The organism is Niallia taxi (assembly GCF_004005475.1).
In the GTDB taxonomy this organism is placed as follows: Bacteria; Bacillota; Bacilli; order Bacillales; family Cytobacillaceae; genus Niallia; species Niallia taxi.
The window spans coordinates 129,422-149,333 of the sequence record NZ_RZTZ01000009.1 but is presented as its reverse complement, the minus strand read 5'-3'; the positions used below and the strand labels follow the sequence as shown (position 1 = coordinate 149,333).

At 34.2% G+C, this 19,912-nt stretch carries 21 protein-coding genes; 20 read left to right on the top strand and 1 reads right to left on the bottom strand.

What is annotated here, in order from left to right; all coding sequences use genetic code 11:
• Positions 1 to 247: 247 nt before the first annotated feature.
• The 12 genes from EM808_RS19705 to EM808_RS19665 all read left to right on the top strand — a co-directional run bounded on the left by EM808_RS19705 (position 248) and on the right by EM808_RS19665 (position 13,018).
• Positions 248 to 1,780 carry a P-loop NTPase family protein gene (locus tag EM808_RS19705; RefSeq protein ID WP_127739936.1) on the top strand — a complete coding sequence of 511 codons (1,533 nt, stop codon included), beginning with the start codon at positions 248 to 250 and terminating at the stop codon, positions 1,778 to 1,780.
• On the top strand, positions 1,764 to 2,495 hold the full coding sequence (locus EM808_RS19700) for a hypothetical protein (RefSeq protein WP_127739934.1): 732 nt from the start codon (positions 1,764 to 1,766) through the stop codon (positions 2,493 to 2,495). The genes EM808_RS19705 and EM808_RS19700 overlap by 17 nt, the downstream gene beginning before the upstream one ends.
• A gap of 17 nt (positions 2,496 to 2,512) precedes the next feature.
• Positions 2,513 to 3,670: a P-loop NTPase family protein gene (locus EM808_RS19695; protein ID WP_127739932.1), complete on the top strand. Its 1,158-nt coding sequence runs from the start codon at positions 2,513 to 2,515 to the stop codon at positions 3,668 to 3,670.
• Between the two features lie 10 nt (positions 3,671 to 3,680).
• Complete coding sequence (locus tag EM808_RS19690) at positions 3,681 to 5,204, top strand: ATPase, T2SS/T4P/T4SS family (RefSeq protein WP_235856658.1); 1,524 nt, start codon at positions 3,681 to 3,683, stop codon at positions 5,202 to 5,204.
• Positions 5,197 to 6,180 (top strand): hypothetical protein, encoded by a 984-nt coding sequence (locus tag EM808_RS19685; protein WP_127739930.1) that lies wholly within the window; start codon positions 5,197 to 5,199, stop codon positions 6,178 to 6,180. Before EM808_RS19690 ends, EM808_RS19685 begins: the two co-directional genes overlap by 8 nt.
• Positions 6,181 to 6,197: 17 nt before the next feature.
• On the top strand, positions 6,198 to 7,115 hold the full coding sequence (locus tag EM808_RS19680; protein ID WP_127739928.1) for a hypothetical protein: 918 nt from the start codon (positions 6,198 to 6,200) through the stop codon (positions 7,113 to 7,115).
• A gap of 64 nt (positions 7,116 to 7,179) precedes the next feature.
• A complete protein-coding gene (locus EM808_RS28700; protein WP_164849723.1) occupies positions 7,180 to 7,317 on the top strand; it encodes a hypothetical protein in 138 nt (45 codons plus the stop codon).
• A 17-nt stretch (positions 7,318 to 7,334) separates the two neighbouring features.
• The gene (locus EM808_RS28695; RefSeq protein WP_164849722.1) at positions 7,335 to 7,490 is read left to right on the top strand and encodes a hypothetical protein; all 156 of its coding nucleotides are present in this window, start codon (positions 7,335 to 7,337) and stop codon (positions 7,488 to 7,490) included.
• 15 nt (positions 7,491 to 7,505) lie between these two features.
• Positions 7,506 to 7,670: a hypothetical protein gene (locus EM808_RS28690; protein ID WP_164849721.1), complete on the top strand. Its 165-nt coding sequence runs from the start codon at positions 7,506 to 7,508 to the stop codon at positions 7,668 to 7,670.
• A gap of 72 nt (positions 7,671 to 7,742) precedes the next feature.
• Positions 7,743 to 8,120 (top strand): hypothetical protein, encoded by a 378-nt coding sequence (locus EM808_RS19675; RefSeq protein ID WP_127739926.1) that lies wholly within the window; start codon positions 7,743 to 7,745, stop codon positions 8,118 to 8,120.
• A 10-nt stretch (positions 8,121 to 8,130) separates the two neighbouring features.
• Positions 8,131 to 8,631, top strand: a complete 501-nt coding sequence (locus EM808_RS19670) for a peptidase M23 (protein WP_127739924.1) — start codon at positions 8,131 to 8,133, stop codon at positions 8,629 to 8,631.
• Between the two features lie 253 nt (positions 8,632 to 8,884).
• Positions 8,885 to 13,018 (top strand): PKD domain-containing protein, encoded by a 4,134-nt coding sequence (locus EM808_RS19665; RefSeq protein WP_127739922.1) that lies wholly within the window; start codon positions 8,885 to 8,887, stop codon positions 13,016 to 13,018.
• 111 nt (positions 13,019 to 13,129) lie between these two features.
• On the opposite strand, the gene EM808_RS19660 is transcribed toward EM808_RS19665, so the two are convergent.
• Positions 13,130 to 13,636 (bottom strand): hypothetical protein, encoded by a 507-nt coding sequence (locus EM808_RS19660; protein WP_127739920.1) that lies wholly within the window; start codon positions 13,634 to 13,636, stop codon positions 13,130 to 13,132.
• A gap of 511 nt (positions 13,637 to 14,147) precedes the next feature.
• Between EM808_RS19660 and EM808_RS19655 the strand changes: the two genes are divergently transcribed.
• From EM808_RS19655 to EM808_RS19620, 8 genes are all read left to right on the top strand, one after another.
• Positions 14,148 to 14,366, top strand: a complete 219-nt coding sequence (locus tag EM808_RS19655) for a hypothetical protein (RefSeq protein WP_127739918.1) — start codon at positions 14,148 to 14,150, stop codon at positions 14,364 to 14,366.
• Between the two features lie 853 nt (positions 14,367 to 15,219).
• Positions 15,220 to 15,540 carry a hypothetical protein gene (locus EM808_RS19650; RefSeq protein WP_127739916.1) on the top strand — a complete coding sequence of 107 codons (321 nt, stop codon included), beginning with the start codon at positions 15,220 to 15,222 and terminating at the stop codon, positions 15,538 to 15,540.
• 199 nt (positions 15,541 to 15,739) lie between these two features.
• Positions 15,740 to 16,270: a hypothetical protein gene (locus EM808_RS19645; RefSeq protein ID WP_127739914.1), complete on the top strand. Its 531-nt coding sequence runs from the start codon at positions 15,740 to 15,742 to the stop codon at positions 16,268 to 16,270.
• Positions 16,267 to 16,665 carry a hypothetical protein gene (locus EM808_RS19640; protein ID WP_127739912.1) on the top strand — a complete coding sequence of 133 codons (399 nt, stop codon included), beginning with the start codon at positions 16,267 to 16,269 and terminating at the stop codon, positions 16,663 to 16,665. Before EM808_RS19645 ends, EM808_RS19640 begins: the two co-directional genes overlap by 4 nt.
• Before the next feature lie 22 nt (positions 16,666 to 16,687).
• Positions 16,688 to 17,008, top strand: coding sequence for a hypothetical protein (locus EM808_RS19635; protein WP_127739910.1), 321 nt, complete (start codon positions 16,688 to 16,690; stop codon positions 17,006 to 17,008).
• 122 nt (positions 17,009 to 17,130) lie between these two features.
• Positions 17,131 to 18,312 carry a hypothetical protein gene (locus EM808_RS19630; protein WP_127739908.1) on the top strand — a complete coding sequence of 394 codons (1,182 nt, stop codon included), beginning with the start codon at positions 17,131 to 17,133 and terminating at the stop codon, positions 18,310 to 18,312.
• Complete coding sequence (locus tag EM808_RS19625; protein ID WP_127739906.1) at positions 18,266 to 18,457, top strand: hypothetical protein; 192 nt, start codon at positions 18,266 to 18,268, stop codon at positions 18,455 to 18,457. Before EM808_RS19630 ends, EM808_RS19625 begins: the two co-directional genes overlap by 47 nt.
• Positions 18,458 to 18,725: 268 nt before the next feature.
• The gene (locus EM808_RS19620; protein ID WP_127739904.1) at positions 18,726 to 19,880 is read left to right on the top strand and encodes a DUF418 domain-containing protein; all 1,155 of its coding nucleotides are present in this window, start codon (positions 18,726 to 18,728) and stop codon (positions 19,878 to 19,880) included.
• Positions 19,881 to 19,912: the final 32 nt, after the last annotated feature.

Genomic DNA, 19,912 nt, shown 5'->3' with positions numbered 1-19,912 from the left:
AATTTGGGAAAAATATCTTTTTCCCCTTGATACTTTTAAGACCAAATGATATTATGAAAAAGTAAATTAGTGATTCTCTTTTAAGAAGTATTGAGATCAGCTATAATTAACTAGACTATAACTTTAAATTGAACGATAAAAACATCATATAAATTAACGGGAAACACCCGAACGTAAAGCATACTACACATGCGTGTAGTAGGTTTTTCTGTTCGGGTGTTTTTGTGTTTAAAGGAGCTTTTTATTCATGAAAAAGGTACTTATAGCGGTTGGGGATCGTAATTATACAGAAATCTTGTGCGATGCTTTTGACAAGCATACAAGCCTATTCACCCTAGCTAATCAAGAGGTTTTACATAGACGATATTTAGAAGAAATTGTCGATCTCGAAACCCCAGATATTTTAATTATCCATGACCGTTACTTGGAAAGTTCCTTTGCGGAACAAGTGGATAGAGATAATGAATTGCTGGCCTACATTAGACAATGTCGTATCCAATACGATAATCAAATGCGTATTGTCTTTTTATGTGAACGCCCGACAAAAGATCCGTATCTTTCTACTTTAGTTAGTGTCGGTATCATGGATATCTTTAATCAAAACACCATTGATTTAGACCAGTTTATTCAACAGCTTTCAGAACCGCCTAAATTCTCTCAGGTAGAGAAGTACTTATCTACTACTATTCCTCTTTTTGCTGCTAAACAGGAAGAGGAGCGGTTGGAATTAGAAAAGCAAAAGGATAAAGAGAAGAAAGAAAAAACGGTTAGACCCGTTAAAGTAGTTGAAAAAAAGGTCATTCAGAAAGTGGTTGAAAAGAAAGTTGTTCAAAAGGTTGTAGAGAAAAAAGTAGTACAAAAAGTGGTTCAAAAGAATGTGATCAAGCGGGACTATAACATTCATGTACATAACAATACAGAGAAAGTAATTGGGATACCCGTTAAACGAAAAACAGTTTTAGTTGGAAGTCCCTCGGCAAGAAACGGCAGCTCCTTTGTTTCTCACCTTTTAGCAAGGAACATTGCGAGAACAGGTATCTCGGTTAGTTACATGGAGTCTCCACTAACTACTCCGTATACTTATGATCGTTTTTTTGGTACTCAATATGCTCCAAATTATAGGGGCCTCTTTCAAGAATTAATAATGGAATATAAAATTCCAAACCAGACAAGTGAATGGACGAAAGATGGTGTTCAAATCATCTGCCAAAACCCAACATCAGATTATGAAGCTCCAAATGACATTTCATTGGAGACATTTATAAAGGTTCTATATTCCAGTGATGCTTTAATTAACATCATTGATATCGGAACGAGCTGGGATAAAGAAATTACGAAAGACTTATTGGATATTGCGGATATTGCATTAATGGTAGTGACTCCAGATGTTCCGCTTCTGCAACAACTAGAAGAGAGTCCAAAGCTGAAGTCGATCATCCAATCTGAAAAGCTTCATTTTATTGGTAATCGCTTTTCAGAAGGGATAACCAATAATCCATTAATTAAGGATTTACTAGCAGAGAAATTGATTTTAACCTTGCCTTCCTTTATAGATACGGATGTTTTCCAAGCACAATATCAAGGAGTTTTCCTAAATGATCAAAAGGACTATCCATTGAAAATATCCAACCTGTTCTCACCTATAACGGAGCTGCTTCTACCAAAAGAAGTATTAACCAATAAAACGAAAGGTGGATTCTTAAGAAGTATATTCCATAAAAAAATCTCTATCCAAAAATCAAATCAGGAGGCAAAACAAAATAATGAAGTTTTTAAATAGACCCTCTGTCAAAATTACTCTCGGCTTGATGACTGCACTTTGTACAATAGCTTTCATCTTTGTCTACGATATGTTCTTACGAGATCGAATTGATTCAGTTGAAGTAGTAGTAGTGAAAGCCAATGAGGAAATACAAAAAAGCGAAAAAATAACTGCAGATAAGATTACTACTGAAAGAAGACCAAAGGAAACCCTTATTAGCAATGTAGTACTAGCCAAAGATATCAATTCCATTATCGGCATAGATTCTAGCCAATTAATTGATGGTAACTCGATGATATCTGGCAATATGTTGGATGTGGAAGAAATCGTTCCAAATAAAGAAGAGGGAGAAGCGATTCGACCTATCACGAAGGATATGATTTACGCACAGCCAGGCTCTCTTAGAAGGAAAGATACCGTAGATATTTATCTAGTGAGCAAAGATGGTTCCAATAGTATGCAAGAAGATGGCTCGTCCAGTAAAAATTCAAAAGGTAGTGAAAAAGCTTCTACCAGTGCTATGCCATTTTTAGAAGATGTCAAAGTAGTATACGTAAAGGATTCTGGTAACAAAGAAGTCGTCTCTGCAACTACAGAAGAAACTACCGAGGATCAAAGGTTAAATGCTACATCAACTATCAGTGATCTAGAAGTAATCCTAAATGATGAAGATTTTACGATGTTAATGGACCAAGTGTTAGGGAATGAAGCTAAGCTCTATATCACTTATTAATGAAGGAGGCTAAAAACATGAAGTTACTTATTGTTTCAAAAAACTCAACGTATAAACAGTTATTTGAGAAACGGGAAGAGGGGCTGACCGCCTTTCTTACTAGCTCATTATCTAATACAGAAAAAAACATTGATGCCATTTTTTTAGATGGTGAAATGATACAAATCGATGATTTAAACCATATTAGAGAGCTATATCCTAATCAGACTATTTTCTTCAAACCAGTTGCATTAAAGAGTGATATTTTAACGAAACGAATTTCGAAAGTAGCAGCAGCTGTTAAAATCCATGTCATGAATGAGTACAGTACGGAGGAACAGCTCGTAGACGAAATTACAGCTAGATTATTTGAAAAAGATAATACCTCTACCAAAAGAATTATTAGCTTTTTCGGAACACATAGTGGAGCAGGAGTCACTACAACGGTTCTAAATCTTGCTCGTTCTTTATCTCAAAAAACAGATGAAAAGGTATTAGTATTGAGTCTTAACAGTTGGGACCCAGCTGATTATCTTTACCATTATGAAGGCCAATATTTGAATGATTTGAAAGTAGATCTTAACCTAAAGAATTTAACGGTACAGAGATTGTCAGAAGCAATCCATTACAATGACTCTTTCTATCACTTAGCAGGAAATCGAGATATTAAATTGCAGAGAATGTACCAACCATATGAGATTGAACATCTAATCCAGGTAGCACAGCAAATATTCGATGTTATTTTGATTGATGCAGGTACTCATTTTGATACTGCTCCAACCGTTCAGTCTTACCTATCTAGTGGTTTAAAATTCTTAGTAACTAATCAGGAAGTAAAGGGTTACCGTGGTTACTTCCCTTATGTCTTTCATCAGCTAATTGAACCTGCAGGTGGTAGCGCCGATGATTTCTTGCTCATTATTAATAAATACCAACCTGGAAACACACTCATCAATGAAAAAGATCTAGAAGATGAGTTAAATATGGTGAAGATATCGACTATACCAGACGTGAAAGAACTTGGAACAATGGCTGCTTATCAAAGAAAGTTACTATACGACTTTACGGAAAGTGCTTATTCAAAAGAGATAGATTTCCTATCAAAATTAATTATCTCAGAAGGTAATATTTCTGAATCTATTAATCCTATCGGAAAAACGAAAGAGAAAAGAGGATTATTTTCTCTCTTTAATTAGAAAGGAGTGAGTGAACCTGAACAGCATGGAAAGAGAAATTGGTATTCAAAAGGAGTTTGTTATCTCAGAATGGTTGGCTGATACCATTTCAAAGAATGGATTGAAGCAGGTAGTTAGAATAAATACATATGCTAGAACCCGCTCCTTTAAAGATATTTGTACGAAAGTAAGAAGTCAGTTACAAGAGATTGTCATTGATGGGTCCATTGATAAAAAAACACCAAATGACATAACAGATATTGTAGAAGACAATAGCAACATTTGGCTAGAACGGCAACATAGAGCAGTTATCGGTGATGAGCAAGCCATGTCTTATTTCATTACGAAGATTAACGAGGTGCTTCATAAAGAGAATATCTCTTCGACGGATTATCCATCTTTTTATAATTCTTTATCAGAAGCTATCTTCCATGAAGTATGGGGAGTCAGCATTCTTCATAAGTGGGACAAGATGCCAAACAGTGAAGCAGCCGTAATAAGAGGAACTCAACTCTGGATTGATGTAGACGGTACTTTTGTAAAACAAGAGGAAGAATTTGAAAGTATTGAAAGGGTCGAAAGAATCAAGAAGGCTTTTACTATCCGAATCAAGGATGCCATTATCAATGAACAATCTCCAGAATTAGAGATTGAAAGAGAAGATGGTAGCCGTATCACCATGATACAAAAGCCGCGGGGAAAGGAAAACTATATTATGTTCCGCCGATTTGTGGTGAAAAATTTCGGTTTAGAAGAACAGGCCCGTTTAGGAACAATATTGGAAGATGATATACCTTTCTTCCGCTCCTTATCTAGAGTTATGGCCAATACCATCTTCGCAGGAAGGGTACGTTCAGCCAAATCAACCTTTATGAAAACCATGATTAAAGAACGAGATCCTTCTTATGTAATTGGCGTATTAGAGAAACACTTTGAATTAAACTTATCCAAAGAAATGAACCGACTCATCTTTGAGATACAGGCAAAAGAGGGTGACTTACATCACGCCATTCCACGTTTATTACGGATGGAACATGATTTTATAGTTGTTGGTGAAATTCGATCATTAGAGACGGAGGGTTACCTTCAGGCATGTGAACGTGGGGAAAGAGGAGCATACTCTACCTACCACTTAACAACGGTAGAACATGTCGTTCCCCAAATTACACGACATATCCTAGATGAGTTTCCTAACCGGAACTTTGAAAATGAGTTGGAGCGGGTTGCTAGAAACATAGATATTATTGTAACAATGAGTGCTGATAGAGACAGGAGAAGGAAACGTGTCATTGGGGTAACGGAAATCATTTGGGATGAGGAGAAAAGACGCCACCGAACGCAAGATTTAGTTCGTTATAGTCCGACTACAAATCAGTATTACTATTCTTCTAATATCTCAAAAGAACTACTTGCTTTAATGGCGGGAGAAAGTCTAGAGGATGCCAAAATATTAATTAATCACTTAGCGAGAAAAGCAAAAGAGTCGCCTATGTCTGATTATGAACTGATTAAAGATCAGCTACTTCATGACATGCTGGAGAATTCTAATGGTTAACATCGTACATTGGATTTGGCATATCGGTGTAATTTACATTCTCTATGGTATTTTGCTCGTAGTAGCTTTGCGAGTTGCTTACTTAATCATGATGGAATCGCTAAAAGTTACCTATAGTGACTGGAATTATAAATATAGGATACGAAGAATTAAAAAGAATTTAGATGTAAAGGAAAGCCCAGTTAGCAGAAATCCTTTAGTGAAGCATATTTCACTCCTAATTCGGACCACAAGCGATAATCGGAATGAGTTAGACGCTCAAGTTTTTGTTCTTTTTAGTGGGATTATAGGGTTTTCCATGTTCGTTCTTTTTTTCATAGCACTCCATGACTTGGTCGTTGCTGCCATTTTTGGATTGTTACTTTCCACTATTCCCTATATATTTTTGCGATTGAAATTAAACAAGATTCGCTATCTCATGAGCTTAGAGTTTCTATCTATCGTACAAAGATTAACGCAAAATTATAGTGCCAACCAACAGGATATGTACTATGCATTAGTAGAAACCCAAAAGCAAATTAAGAATGAGGATCTCAGAAAAGTAACCATCCGTTTAATTTCTGATTTACAAGTATCACGTAGCGAAAAGGAATTAAAAGAAAGTGTCCAGGTATTTACGTATACAGCCAATACCAATTGGTCCAAACGTCTAGGGAGCATTATTTTAAAAGCCTATCTGTATAATGAAAAAGTTTCAAATGCCTTGATGGTTTTAACCAAACAAATGGAAGATACAGAAGAGATGTTAGAAGAAGAAAAGTCACAAATGCAAGATTCGATTTATGACGGGTTTATTACTGCACCGCTATTCATTGGATCGTTAATCTTAGGCTACTATTCAAGTGGTGCTCAGGATTGGTTCTCCTTACAATTTGGAGGGAAATGGAACTTGTTTCTTTTCTGTCTATGTTTAGTCGGTGTTATTTTTTCCATCATTATTTCCATCTTCTTAAAGAGTCCAAAAAATGATTTATAAAGACGGGAGGTAACAAGATGGAAAATGAAATTGTACTTTTTAAATTGATGAATGTCATTGTATATCTAATTGTCATTTCTTTATCTATTATTGCTGGAATCTTAGTGTATACCGGCCTTAGTACGAAAGCAGAACGCCAAAATTATAGAATTCGTTTATCTTCCAGCATTGAAAAAAGCAGAAACAAATTAATTGAAGGATCTAAACATTCTAAAGCGGAGGACCAACTCAGAAGAGCACAATATCCTCTTGGGTTAAATGGGCTTAGGTACTACCTTTTATTTGGAAGTATATATGGATTTCTCATTATCTACTATGTACTAATCCCATTGCTACTGGAAGGAACCATCACTCAAACAAGTTATATCAGTGGTATCGTCATTCTCATCTTGATTTTATTTTCATTACCGAGTTTTCCTTTCTCTATATTTAACTTTGTCATGAAAAGAGTAGTTAACTTTCAACAAGCAAAAGTACATTCCGAAGTATTTATGCTTTATGACTTATTAATCAATGAAATAGAGATGATGACGGTAAACAGAATCAATACCTATAATGTTCTTCGAAGTATGAAGCCTTACTTCATCTACCTAGAACAACCATTAACGAGGCTATTATCTACTTGGACGAGTGATTTAGGATCTGATACCGCATTAGATAACTTTTTAATGGAGATAGATTCTAAGGAATCGGCCGCTTTAATTGGAGTAATTAAAAACCTGGATGGAATGGACAGACAAACAGCTCTGCAACAACTAAGAGGCATGCATCAAATGTTTGTGAAGAATCAAATAGAAAACTACCGAAGAAAAACAAAGATTACAAACGATGTCTTAAACATTCCAGTAAAGGTGACGCATTTCTTAATTATACTGAACTTCCTTGTTTTAATTGTTTCTATGGTAACGCTAATTTTACAACAAACAAGAGGCTAAACATTCTGTTTGCTTACTGTTCGCTTCATTTATACTTACTTTTTATTTAAGGGGGGTGATTTCCATGAAAAAATCCATCGCAACCTATATGACAATTGCTTTAACAGCTATCGTAATTAGTACCTTTATCTTTGGGGGTCTCTATTATCTGATGAAGGATCTGTCTGATGATGTGGCGACTTACACTAATGACAGCAGTTAAGAAGGAGGAAGCAACACATGTCAAAGACGCTTGCTGTTTATATGATACTAGCGGCTACGGCCATTATCATGGTGTCATTGGTCATTGGAATTAGTTTTGGCGCATTAGCCGATAAAAACACGAAACATGAAGAAATGTTACAGAACGAACATCAACTAAAAATTAACTATTAAAGGGGACAATTTAACATGAAAACATCATTATCAACATTTTTAGGAATCGCAATAACAGTAATCTGTATCTCAGCTTTCTTATTCATTGGAGGTTACAACCTAATTAACAGTGAAACAAGCGCATATGGAACAAAGGTAACTAACATGCAAACAAACCTACCTGATGGCTCAGGAAAATAAAGAATAAAAGAAAGGAGCAACTATTATTTTATAATTGCTCCTTTCCTTTTATAAAAATAAGGGGGTTTTGATATGGCTAAAGCATTAGCGGAATGGATGACGATTTTTATTGCGGTGAACATTATGTTCGCTCCCATACTTGCCTATATAGATAGTCTTAATCGTGAGGCTGTGGAAGTAGTACTTGCTGAAGGGGCTAAGCAAGCATCTATAGAAGGTAAATTCTCACCAAGTATTGTAGAAGATATGAAACAAACATTGGTTGAAAATTATAACTTTAATGAATCGAAAATTAACATAACAGCTACTCAAACATTAACTCCTAGAAATGAGTATATGGAAGCCAGTATACAGGTACCTCGAACTTTTATTTTCATATTGGATATTTTCAACCAAGGTCCAAGCACCATTACGAAACATACTAAAATCTTAAGCGAATATGTAAACTAGGAGCAATCTCATGGCTACTACATTAAGAACCATCATATTTGTATTACTGTTTGCATTAATTACTCAAATCCAATTTAATTTAGATGCCGATAAAACCGCCATTAGGCAGCTGAAAAACGCTACCGAAATAGCAGTCCACGATTCAGGTTTGGCTGTTGAACAGGAAGCTCTTTCGGAAGGTAAGATTGTTTTCGACCAAAACAAAGCGATGGAAAACTTTAAGGCTAGTTTGGAAAATAACCTAGATTTATCGAGTACTGCAGGATATGTTTATAACCCAACTGATTCCTCCTTTTTCAAACAAGATCTTTATCTTGTTGACTTAGAGTTTATTGATGACAGCAACACAGATAGCTACCCTTTTGTTTATTCTAATTCTAATTATCACATATTAGAAAATATAGAAGGTCCCTCTATTATTGCAGTAATGACTACCGAAAGTCCTCGCTGGTTTAAAGGTAATCTATCCATGATTAGACAAGCAGCGGTTTATCAATATAAAAATAATTAACGTTATCGTTATATGTATGAACTAGTTGAATTTGCGCTAAATATATATTGATTTAACAGTTAAATTGCTATAGAATTAATATATAGCAAAATTACATAAAACTAATGGGAACAACCCAAGAATTATAGATAGAGTCTCTCTATCTATAGTTTCTTGGGTTGTTTTTTTTTTGCTAAATCTAATCTAGGAGAGTGAGGAAATTTAATGACACAACTGCCATTAAAAAAGCCTACCTTTCGAAAGTAGGAGGCAAATGAGATATTTAAGATTCATATATGTAATGCCACTAGTAGTATTCTTTAGCTTGTTTCTTTTCGTTATTCCAAGTGCTTATGCAGCTCCAGGGGATGATGATATTTACAATGTACCTTCAAAAGTAAAAACTAATTGGAATTCCACTGTTGGAGATAAAGAGTTTCCAAATACAACAGGTAGAAGAATTATCTCAGATGTTTACATGAATAAGTATGTTGAGAACGGATATGAGGTAGTCAACAAAGATTTCGGTAAGGGAAAGCAACCCTATATTCATTTTAGTGGTTGGTCAGTAATAATGGGTTATAAAGAACATACTTCAACTAATCAAGATACTTATATCGCAGCAAAGAAAGTTGCAGGGGAACGTGATTTAAACTCAGTAAAGATTTATAAAACAATCCAATGGGAAGCTGATGCAACTGAGGATCTTGAATATAACAACCAAGGGTCCGGTGTTTGGAATGAATGTCCTGCTGGTTCAACAAATAAAAATGTTGACGATTGTAATATGAGATACGCAGATGTTAATTATCAAGCGTACTTACCTTTAGAAGAACTATTTGCCGAAGATGAAAATTCTAAATACCAACTGTTTATTGTAAAAAGAGTTGATGATCACATTGTATATTCTCCTTTAATACTGCCATTTGACTTCACTGATAAGGAATATAGTGGAGGGAAACTTTCATTATCAAGTGGACAAAATACAGATTTACTTAGAATGAATAATACTGGTGTTTTAAGACGAAAAGAACCTAGAGAGTCAGCACCTAGTGTTATTGCAGACTTAGGTGATGACCGTTATTTTAACTTAGGTGAAAAGTACACTACAATCGATTATGAAGAATCACAAACTGCAATTTGGTATGGCGTAACTAGCCCCGTTGATAAAAATAAAAAGAAATGGGCTCAAACATCCTATTGGACCTTCCAAGGATCTCAAGCTATTCTTGACTTCCAAGCAAATAGACCACCAGTTGCTAAGTTTTCCTTTGACCCAAGCAACACGGTCTATAATGATACCTCTGTAGGATTAATAAATGACTCTTCTGATCCAGATGGAGATACATTAACCTATAAATGGGAGAGGAAACCTTATGGGTCGGACGATTCGAACTATGAAGTGTTCTCTACATCTAAAACGCCTAAAACGTTTAAACTGGCTAAAGGAAGATACACTTTCCAACTAACTGTTTCTGATGGGAGATTAGAGTCATCCGTTAGGCATTACCTGTATGTAAACAACAGACCGCCAGAAGCTAAATTTTCGTTTGATCCAAGCAATACAGTATACAACGATTCCTCTATAGGAATAGTTAATACTTCTTCTGACATTGATGGAGATTCCCTTACGTATAAATGGGAAAGGAAGCCTTATGGATCGGATGACTCCAACTATGAAGTCTTTTCAACGGATAAAACACCAGAAAACTTCAAAATGAAGAAGGGAGATTACACCTTCCAATTGACCGTTTCAGATGGGGAAGAAGAGGCATCGGTTAGAAGATACTTATATGTCATAAATAGACCGCCGGTTGCTAAATTCTCTTTTGATCCTAGTAACACCGTCTATAATGATACTTCTATTGGCATCATTAATACTTCCAGTGACGTGGATGGAGACTCTCTTACGTATAAATGGGAAAGGAAACCTTATGGTTCAGATGATTCGAATTACCAAGTATTCTCGACTGACCAAACTCCGGATAAATTCACTTTGGAGAAAGGAAACTATACCTTCCAGCTAACTGTATCGGATGGGGAAGAAGAAGTATCCGTTCGCCACTATTTATATGTCATAAATAGACCGCCGGTTGCAGACTTCACTTGGAATCCTACAGCCATTTATAACAATACAGAGGTCACTTTTATCAACAAATCGAATGATTTAGATAAAGATACACTTTCTTATACTTGGGAATATCAAAAATCGGGAACGGACAGTTGGAATAACTTATCAAAAGAAAAAGATCCACGGAAAGTGTTCGAGGAACGTGGAGACTGGAAAATCCGTTTGACTGTAAATGATGGTGAAGCTTCTACTTCTGTTACAAAAACTCTAACAGTAGATAACAGACCGCCGGTAGCCAAATTCAACTACAGCCCTGACACCATTTATAATGATACGAATGTTCGTTTCCAGAACTTATCTACCGATGAGGATGGGGACACGCTCACCTATAAATGGGAGGCTCAAGAACCAAACTCTACGACTTGGACGGAATTCTCGACATCTAAGGATCCTAATCGTATTTTAAACAAAAAGGGCAGCTGGAAAGTGCGCCTAACTGTCACAGATGTAACGGGAGCTAGTGATAATGTAACCAAGACTATAAATGTAGGAAACAGACCTCCTACAGCTGTCTTTACTTATAGTCCTAAAACTATTTATAATGATACGGTAGTTAAAGCTTCCAATGCTTCAACGGATAAAGACGGAGATCTTTTGACATATAAATGGGAGTATCAAGCACCGAATACAACTACTTGGACGAGCTTTTCGACGGATAAAGAACCCAGCAGAGTACTCCCTCAAAAAGGAGATTGGAAAATTCGTTTAACGGTTACAGATGGGGATGGCGCAAGTGACAGTGTCACTCAAACGGTTAAAGTATTAAATAGGCCGCCAGTTGCTAATTTTACCTACAGTCCACAAGACATATATAACGAAACCAATGTAGTATTTAAAAATACCTCAACAGATGTTGATGGGGATAAACTAACTTATAAGTGGGAGGTTCAAAAACCAAACACAACTACATGGTCTCAGATTTCGACGGAGAAAGATACGAGTAAAGTTCTTGAGATAAAAGGCGATTGGAAGGTTCGTTTAACCGTTATGGATGACAACAAAGCGAGCGATTCGATGACAAAAACAGTGACAGTTGGAAATAGACCGCCAAAAGCGGATTATATCTATAATCCAACAACCGTTTATAATGACACGAATCTTACGTTTACAAACAAATCTAGTGATGAAGATGGAGATACCCTTACGTATAAATGGGAAATGCAGAAACCAAATGAAACCACTTGGACGCAAATCTCCACCGTTAAGGATATTACCAAGGTCCTTAATCAAAAAGGAAGTTGGAAAGTGAAACTAACCGTTACAGATAGTAGTAACGCAAGTGATTCGATTAGTAAAACAATCGAAGTGAAAAACCGACCACCGGTTGCGGATTTCACGTTTAGTCCTTCGACTATCTATAACAACACAAATGTTACATTTAAGAACCAATCAAATGATGTAGACAAAGATCCATTAACATATCAGTGGGAATACCAAGCACCAAATTCCTTTACCTGGAATAGTTTTTCAACTGGTGTAAATCCTTCTAGGGTATTTGATACCATCGGAGAGTGGAAAATTAGATTAATAGTGAAGGACGACAGTGGGGAAACAGCTAGTAAAACAAAATCACTGGTGGTAAAAAACAGAGTACCTGAAGTGACATTATCGTATAATCCTGATGATGTTTTTGAAGGTGATACAGTAAATATCTGTGTTGATGTGAAAGACCCTGATGGACAAAAAATGGATGTAAAGCTTTATATTAATAAAAATTATACGACAAAATCGTTAGTCCTCCAGAAAAATGGAGTAATCTCTGGTAGTACGGTATGTTATGAACAACAAGAAAGCGAAAAAGGTCGGTATGATCTATCGGTTGAAGTGAACGATAGATATGATACGACAGAGGTGGAAACCTGGTTTTACGCCAAACCTTTAATCATAATTGGGCATGTGAACCATGCGGAAGATTGGTTAGAAAAGCACAATGAATTAGGTCATTCTTTAGATAAATTCTATAGCGGCGAAAAGTTTTTCCTGCAGGCAGATGTTTCTAGTTATCCTATTGAGTATGTTAAAACAACACTTATAGCGGAACAAACCGATAACACTCCTGTTAAGATTACAAAGACCTTATCTTCATTATCGGATGTTCTATATGATGGTTTCATCTACGATGAAAAGCATCAAGAGTATCCAACCAATTTAAAGAAAGGTCCCGCTCAGTTTGATTTTGAGGTTAAGTATACCAATGGAGTCATCAAGCAAGATACTGTTGACATTGAGATAATAGATGATGTTTTAAAAGTTTACAAATATCATAGAGTGTATTAAAAGGAAACCTTCTGTTTTTGACAGAAGGTTTTTCTTTTATTATGTTTACACGTAAACAGTAAACACGTAAACATGTAAACGAAAAAACACATCTAAAGGATGTAGGATGTGTCAATTTGCTAATTCATTATCATTTTCAACGGGTAATAGTTGTAATTTAGAGGAAGCTAAGGTTTTCATTTCTTTATAATGAAGCTTTCTATCCTTTTCAATAGTAGTTTGGGCCTTTTCTAATTCTTTTTCTAGAGAGGCAATAATCTTTTCAGATTCCTCATGTTTCATTTTATATATCAAGAGAGCGTCTATTTGTTGTTCGTATCTTTCCGATTCGAATTCTGCCGCAGATTTAACTGCTTTTATCTCCATTTCATGTTCATAGGATAACCTATTAATAGCATCCCAAGAGGTCTCATAAGCCCTCTCCACGGATAAAACTGCTTCTTTTCGAAACCCTGTTAACTTTTCTATGTCCATTCTTCTTTTGAATAGAGGAAAGCAAATTTCAAGCATTTCTCCGTAATCTTCGATATGTCCTTGGGCCTTCAACAGAGAGAGATAAGAATCGATTTCCTTCTTTAACTTAGGTCTTATCCTGTAGCTGGCTGGTTCTTTTGTCATCTAAATTCTCCTTTCTGTTTACTTTTTATTAAATATCTTTGTGTCAAAACAAAAAAAATTATACATTTCGGAACTTTTTTTGAAAAACCTGTTAATTTCTTTGCCTTTCAAACACATAGAAAGTGAAACCTTCTCGTGGATACCTGTAAAACATACAGGTTTTAAGCCCTCTTTAATAAGGAGATATTTTAAATTCTCTAAAAAAGTGCAACAAACAGTAAAGCTATTGCTATATATAGTGAAGGGGTTACTTAAAATGGAATCGATCAGTTAGCAACATATATGAGAGAGGAGAAGAGTTGATTTTAAATCAGCTCTTTTTTTGTTGCTCTTTAGTAAATGAATGTCTGAAAACAGAGTGTTTACTGTTTAAGGTTTGCAAGAAGGAAGTTAACAGTGAAATTAGCATAAACAAAAAATCCAGGGAATCTAGCGTCATAAATAAGCAGATTCCCCGTTACTAGAGTGAAAATCAAATCTATTAATAAATTACTAAAAGGAGAACTTGTAGATGAAAACAGAATTAGATTTTAATTTTACAAAAACAAAAGAGGTTACTGAATTAGGGATCAAATTAAAGGTGAACTGGAGAATGCCAGGAAAATTAGTTGAAAAACTATTGATTGGATTAGGAGAGATGTTGTTAGGGGCAGTAATAGAATACTTGCTTAAAGAAGATGTACAAGGATTTGTACAAGCAGCTATACAAGGATTAATCAATAATATGTAATAAAAAATAAAACCCGCCAGCAAATGCTGGTGGGTTAATTGCTTTAGCTCCTACATTTCGATTAGCGGAATGGGGTATCTGCTACTATTCTTATAGATTGCCTTACCTATTTATCTAAGATCAATAAATAGGTTGATAACCAACACATATCCCAGAAGTTTGTTTTATAGTATAATTATCCCATATTTATAAATTATTATCTGATTATAAGTTATAAGTTATAACTTATAAGTCATAGTAAAAAGAATTCAAAGGATAGTAAAATCTAAAATAATTAAGATTAATTCTCCATTTTGATTAGAAAGGAAAAAATAGAATAATGGTATTACTCATAAATATTTTTCTTACTATACTAGTGAACTATTTGATATTAAAAAAAGAAATCATGACTTTAAAACAAAATTTTATTTTTGTATTTTTATTGGCTCTTTTTCCTACTATTGTATTTTTAATAAATGATCTTACTACTTATAGCAATGAATACTTTTCAATTATAAATGCAGGGCATGCAATTTATTCAATATTCGGGTTGTTTCTACTCTTGGGTTCTTTAATAACTTACATATTTATTTATGTATTTACTGTACTGATTTTATTGCTTCAACGATTCATATATCGAAAATTAATGAAATAAAAAAACTGCCGTTATCCAGTTGGGGATATTGGCTTTACGAGTCATATAAGAATTAATTATAATTTTAACAATGTAGTAAAAGATTTTTATTCCTTTTTAATATAATACTGACATAATTGACACAAAGTGATAGTCTTTCTGCCTTAAAATGAAATTATAACCGAGTTGAAAACTACTTGAAAATGAAACGAAAGATAAAAATATTAAAGGATTGATACTATGTTATTACATAATCATTTGCTTATTAATGGTGAACAAAGCGTAAATTACTATACGAAAAAGTCTTATTTCCATTCAGAAGGGAATTTAGTCGAGATTTATTCTGTAAACAAACAAATTTTCTATTCCAATTCTTCCATCGTGGAAGATGAAGTCATGGCTGCTAAGTTAACAGAAACACCAATAGAACAACTTACAAGTGAATATAAATTAGTTTTGGAAATGGGAACTTATGATGATCTAGCTTCTTCCGAGAATATTAGTGAAAAGAAAGCCTATGAGCTCGTTAAACAAATTGAAATCGAGACAACAATTCATTAATTAAATACACTTATTGAAACAAGTAAATAAAAAAGGTAAAATGAACCTATAGATTTTTTTACATTTTGTTATTTTTTCTTTGGTTATTTACTAAATTTAGAGCCTTTGGGTTCAGTCTAAGCAAACTTGCTTTATTAAAGACTGTCCTAAAGGCTCTTTTTGTGTTTTAAAGAAGAAAAAGAGATAGGAGAGGAATTTGATGTACAAACTTACTTGTTTTGTCCCTATGGAACCCAATGAGTTAGAAAATGCATTAAAAGGATTAAGGTTTACAAAAAAGAAAAATGATTTGGAATGGAATATGGATGGAAGTACCTTTCGTATAGAACCTTTTCAAAATCAATCTAGAGAGTTACTAAAAGGTTACCGGGTATATTTTAACGGAGATATTTCAGGAGGTTACCATTTATTCAACTTATCTATAGGATGTCTGGGGGCACAAGTAACTAATATTGATTGTATCCTGGACTATCCATTCAAGACTTCCCAAGATTGGATAAATGAATTAATGAAGAGGCCTTCTTGTAAAATGATTGATGCCAGAGGATTATTCGTGTTAGGAGATATTTTTTTGACTGTGGTCAATGACTCCTTAATTATTCAGAAGAGAATTAGAAAGAATCAAAAATTAAAATTAAAAGAGACTTTAAAACAAATCGATTTTATTAGGGAAGATCTATCTCCTAAAGAATTCGATTTGTTTTCGTTTGGGGAGGAAGTTATAGCATGAGTATTACATTTTTTACTCAAAAAAACATGTACCGAATAGAACCGTATTGTATATACATGGATGGGCATCAAATAGCTTCTGGCAAAACGACCATCATAAATATACTTCAAGACGAAAATGCCTTAATAGAAATAGAATCTGGAGAGCTACTAACCTATCTACATACAGAACAAGTTAGAATCGTGAATCCAAGAGATGAAAGATACAAAGGGAGAGCAACAGAAAGGAAACATTATATCGTTTCATTCTTTGTGCAATTTGCTGATCAAAAACTAATAAAGGAAATCGAGGTATTAGCAATGGAGGAAAACCATGCTAGAAACTTGGTACAGGAAAGATTTAAGGGCCTTGGTATTAGTGTAAATATAGCTAAGTTACGTAGCATTATAAACTAATCAATGGGAGGAAGAGGAAAGGATGAGAAGAATGAATTTTTTTAGTATTTCTAATCTCGAACACCAAAATGTACTTATTAAAGAAGAGTTTCTTCCTGTTTTATGGAAGGAAGGAACTCTTTCTACATTGGTAGTTAAAGATAATACAAACATGTTAGTGACGAAGGGAAAATTCTCAGGAATTTCGAACAAGAATATTAATTTAAGCTTATATGCAGCTACACTCAATGTTGTAGGAATAGAAGAGGAATTTTTATTATTTTCTACCTCTTTGCCGCAAGCTTATAAGGATTTTAAAGAATGGTGTATTTTTGAGCCATTAAACATTAAACCAGTAAAATAATGGAGAGACCTAGAAGCATTCGCATTATCAAGATCAAGCTAGGTCTCTTTTTTTATTCTCATAGATTAGAGGAGTACTAGATTATAAACTATCAACCAGGATTTATTAGAGGAGATGAATATATGAGTAATCAAAATACTAACTATCATACTTCACTAGAACGGATTTCCAGTGAAGTAGATCCTGTTTTAAGAAAAATACAAAGAATTAATAGAAGGATAGACGCAGAAAGTGGTAGGATACCACATTTGATTACTCTTCTATTTAAAGACATGAAAAAATTATTAAAGATTTTTAAAGGCATTAAGAATGTAAATATTACTGTTATTCCAGTGATCGGGAGTATCCTAGCTGGTTTTTCCACTGGAATATTAACAGAGTGGCCAATTTATTTGAAGGGATTGTTTATATTGGGCGTACTGATCGTGTTATTTGCATTGTTAGTCCCCTCTTATTTGAAAAGAATGTTGATATTTAACGATCCTGCATTTCATCTACCTTCCTACAAAAAGCAACGAAAACAGGAATATGACTTAATAAGTTATGCAGTAGAAAATGACATTTCGTATGCAGGACTCTATGATTATGTGACGGGAGTTCTGACAAAACAAGAGAATGTCTCTCAGACTATTAGTGTTGTTACAGAACAGTATAATCGGGACAAAGCCGAGTTAAAACAGGAGAATCAATTATTAAAAGAACAATTTACTGTTAAGATAGAAAAATCGAAACAGTTCATAAGAGAAATCAGAGATAAGGCAACCGAAACAGACATAATTCTCCGCTACTTAATCGAGTTACAAGCCGATGTGAATGTAATTCTATTTAGAATTGCAAATGGTGTTTATGATATAACAGATCTACGATTTATTTCTGGTTTTACTATTTATGAGGAATTGGGAAAAAAAGAATTGAAAAAGATTTATGACGTTGGTACAACAGGTGCCAGTCCTGAAACAATCAATATAGACAATAATAAGTACAAGGATTATTCCGTAGTAGCTGTTTCTAAAGGAAAGTTAAAAGAACCCAGGACTAACCAACCTCGAAATAATTATAATATTATTTCTTTTCGAATGAAGTTAGGAGTGGACGGAAAAAAAGCCTGGATAATGAACTTTCACATGTACGATGACATTAATCGTAAAGCATGGTATTTGTTAAGAAATAGTGATATCATTAATAATGAAGAAATATTTCGGCTATTCCATGCTTTAAGTCTTATCTTTTATCAACAGAAAGAAGGAGGCGTTCCTAATGTCCACCGTACAAGTAGAAAAGAAGGATACTATGCAAGAAACTAATGCAGTTCAAACGATCCATTTTAAAAGTCAACTTGAACTAAACGAGAAGCGTCGTCAAGAAAGAGATCATAAAGTGGCTCAAATATTTAAAGAACTTGATGGAATGTTGGATGAATTAAACTTAAATAACAAAAGTAACAATTAATGATAGAAGAAACTCGAAACACGAGTTTCTTTTTTTATTTTACCGTATGTTTGAATTGGACTACGTGAATATACTGTTACTCCAGAAGTGATACTAGAGTGTTCAACAAAAAATATAAAAGTATAGCATTTAAAGGATATTGACTACATATACAATAGTTGCTATGCTTTATTTAATAAAAAATTAGACTAATGGGACTCCCCAAACTTAGCGAAGGTTATCTTTGCCATGTTTGGGGAGTCTTTTTTTCTGAAAGAAGGGATAAGAAATGAATAAATTAGAAAGGATTCATTCCATTGATGTCATAAGAGGCTTTGCTATATTAGGTATTGCATTTGCTAATATACTGCCTCTAAGTACTCCGATTTTATATGATAGCTTTCCAAGTAGCCTATGGACATCAAGTCATGACCGGTTAATTGAAAAGTTATTATTTATCTTGGCGGAAGGGAATTTTTACTCTCTGTTTGCCATGTTATTCGGATTCAGCTTTATCATATTTATGGAACGATCTGCAGCAAAGGGGAATAACCCTTACATACTTTTTTCTAAGAGACAGTTTATATTGCTGGGGATAGGAATACTCCATGCTTTATTTATATGGTATGGCGACATATTAATCGTTTATGCATTATTTGGATTTTTATTATTACCGCTTTATAAGGCCCCAAAATGGATTATAAGTTTAATGATAGCCATTGTTTTACTGCCTAATGTCGTAATTCTCTATAACCTTATTGGCTATAACTATGATCCGGCTGAATATCTTGATTACAATTATATAGTTTCGGTTATAATGAATTACCAATCAGGCGGAACAGTAGGATTTCTACAAAATTTATATGATTGGCTAAATACCTACCAGCCAGGAAACTTACCATATCTCTATATGAGCATATTCCCTATGTTCTTAATTGGCGTATTGATTGCTAAGAGTAAATCCATTCTATTGAATATAACTAAAAAACACTATGTGTTTTGGGTAGTATTTGGGCTTGTGGGATTAACTATTAAACTACTCCCAGTTGTTAAGCCGAATTCATTACTATACTTGCAAGCAGCTGAATCTATTGGTAATCCGCTTATGTCTTTATTTTACGGACTGAGTATTTTATTGATGATAACCAAGCTCAAAGGGAGTCTTTCCTTAATTGGCAATATCGGTAGAACTTCTATGAGTAATTACTTACTGCAAAACATAATAGGGTTCGTCATTTTTAAGGTATTCCATTTGTATGGAACATTGCCTCCAACTAAGTTAATAATAATTTCCTTTATAGTGGCTGTGTTCCAAATCTGGTTAAGTTACATTTGGTTACTCTTATTTAAACAAGGCCCAATTGAATTTTTATGGAGAAGATTAACGTATATTAAGATAGACACATTAAGAAATAAAAAATCTATATCTTCATCTTCTCAATAATTCATTAGTTAACATAAAAAGAGATACCAGTT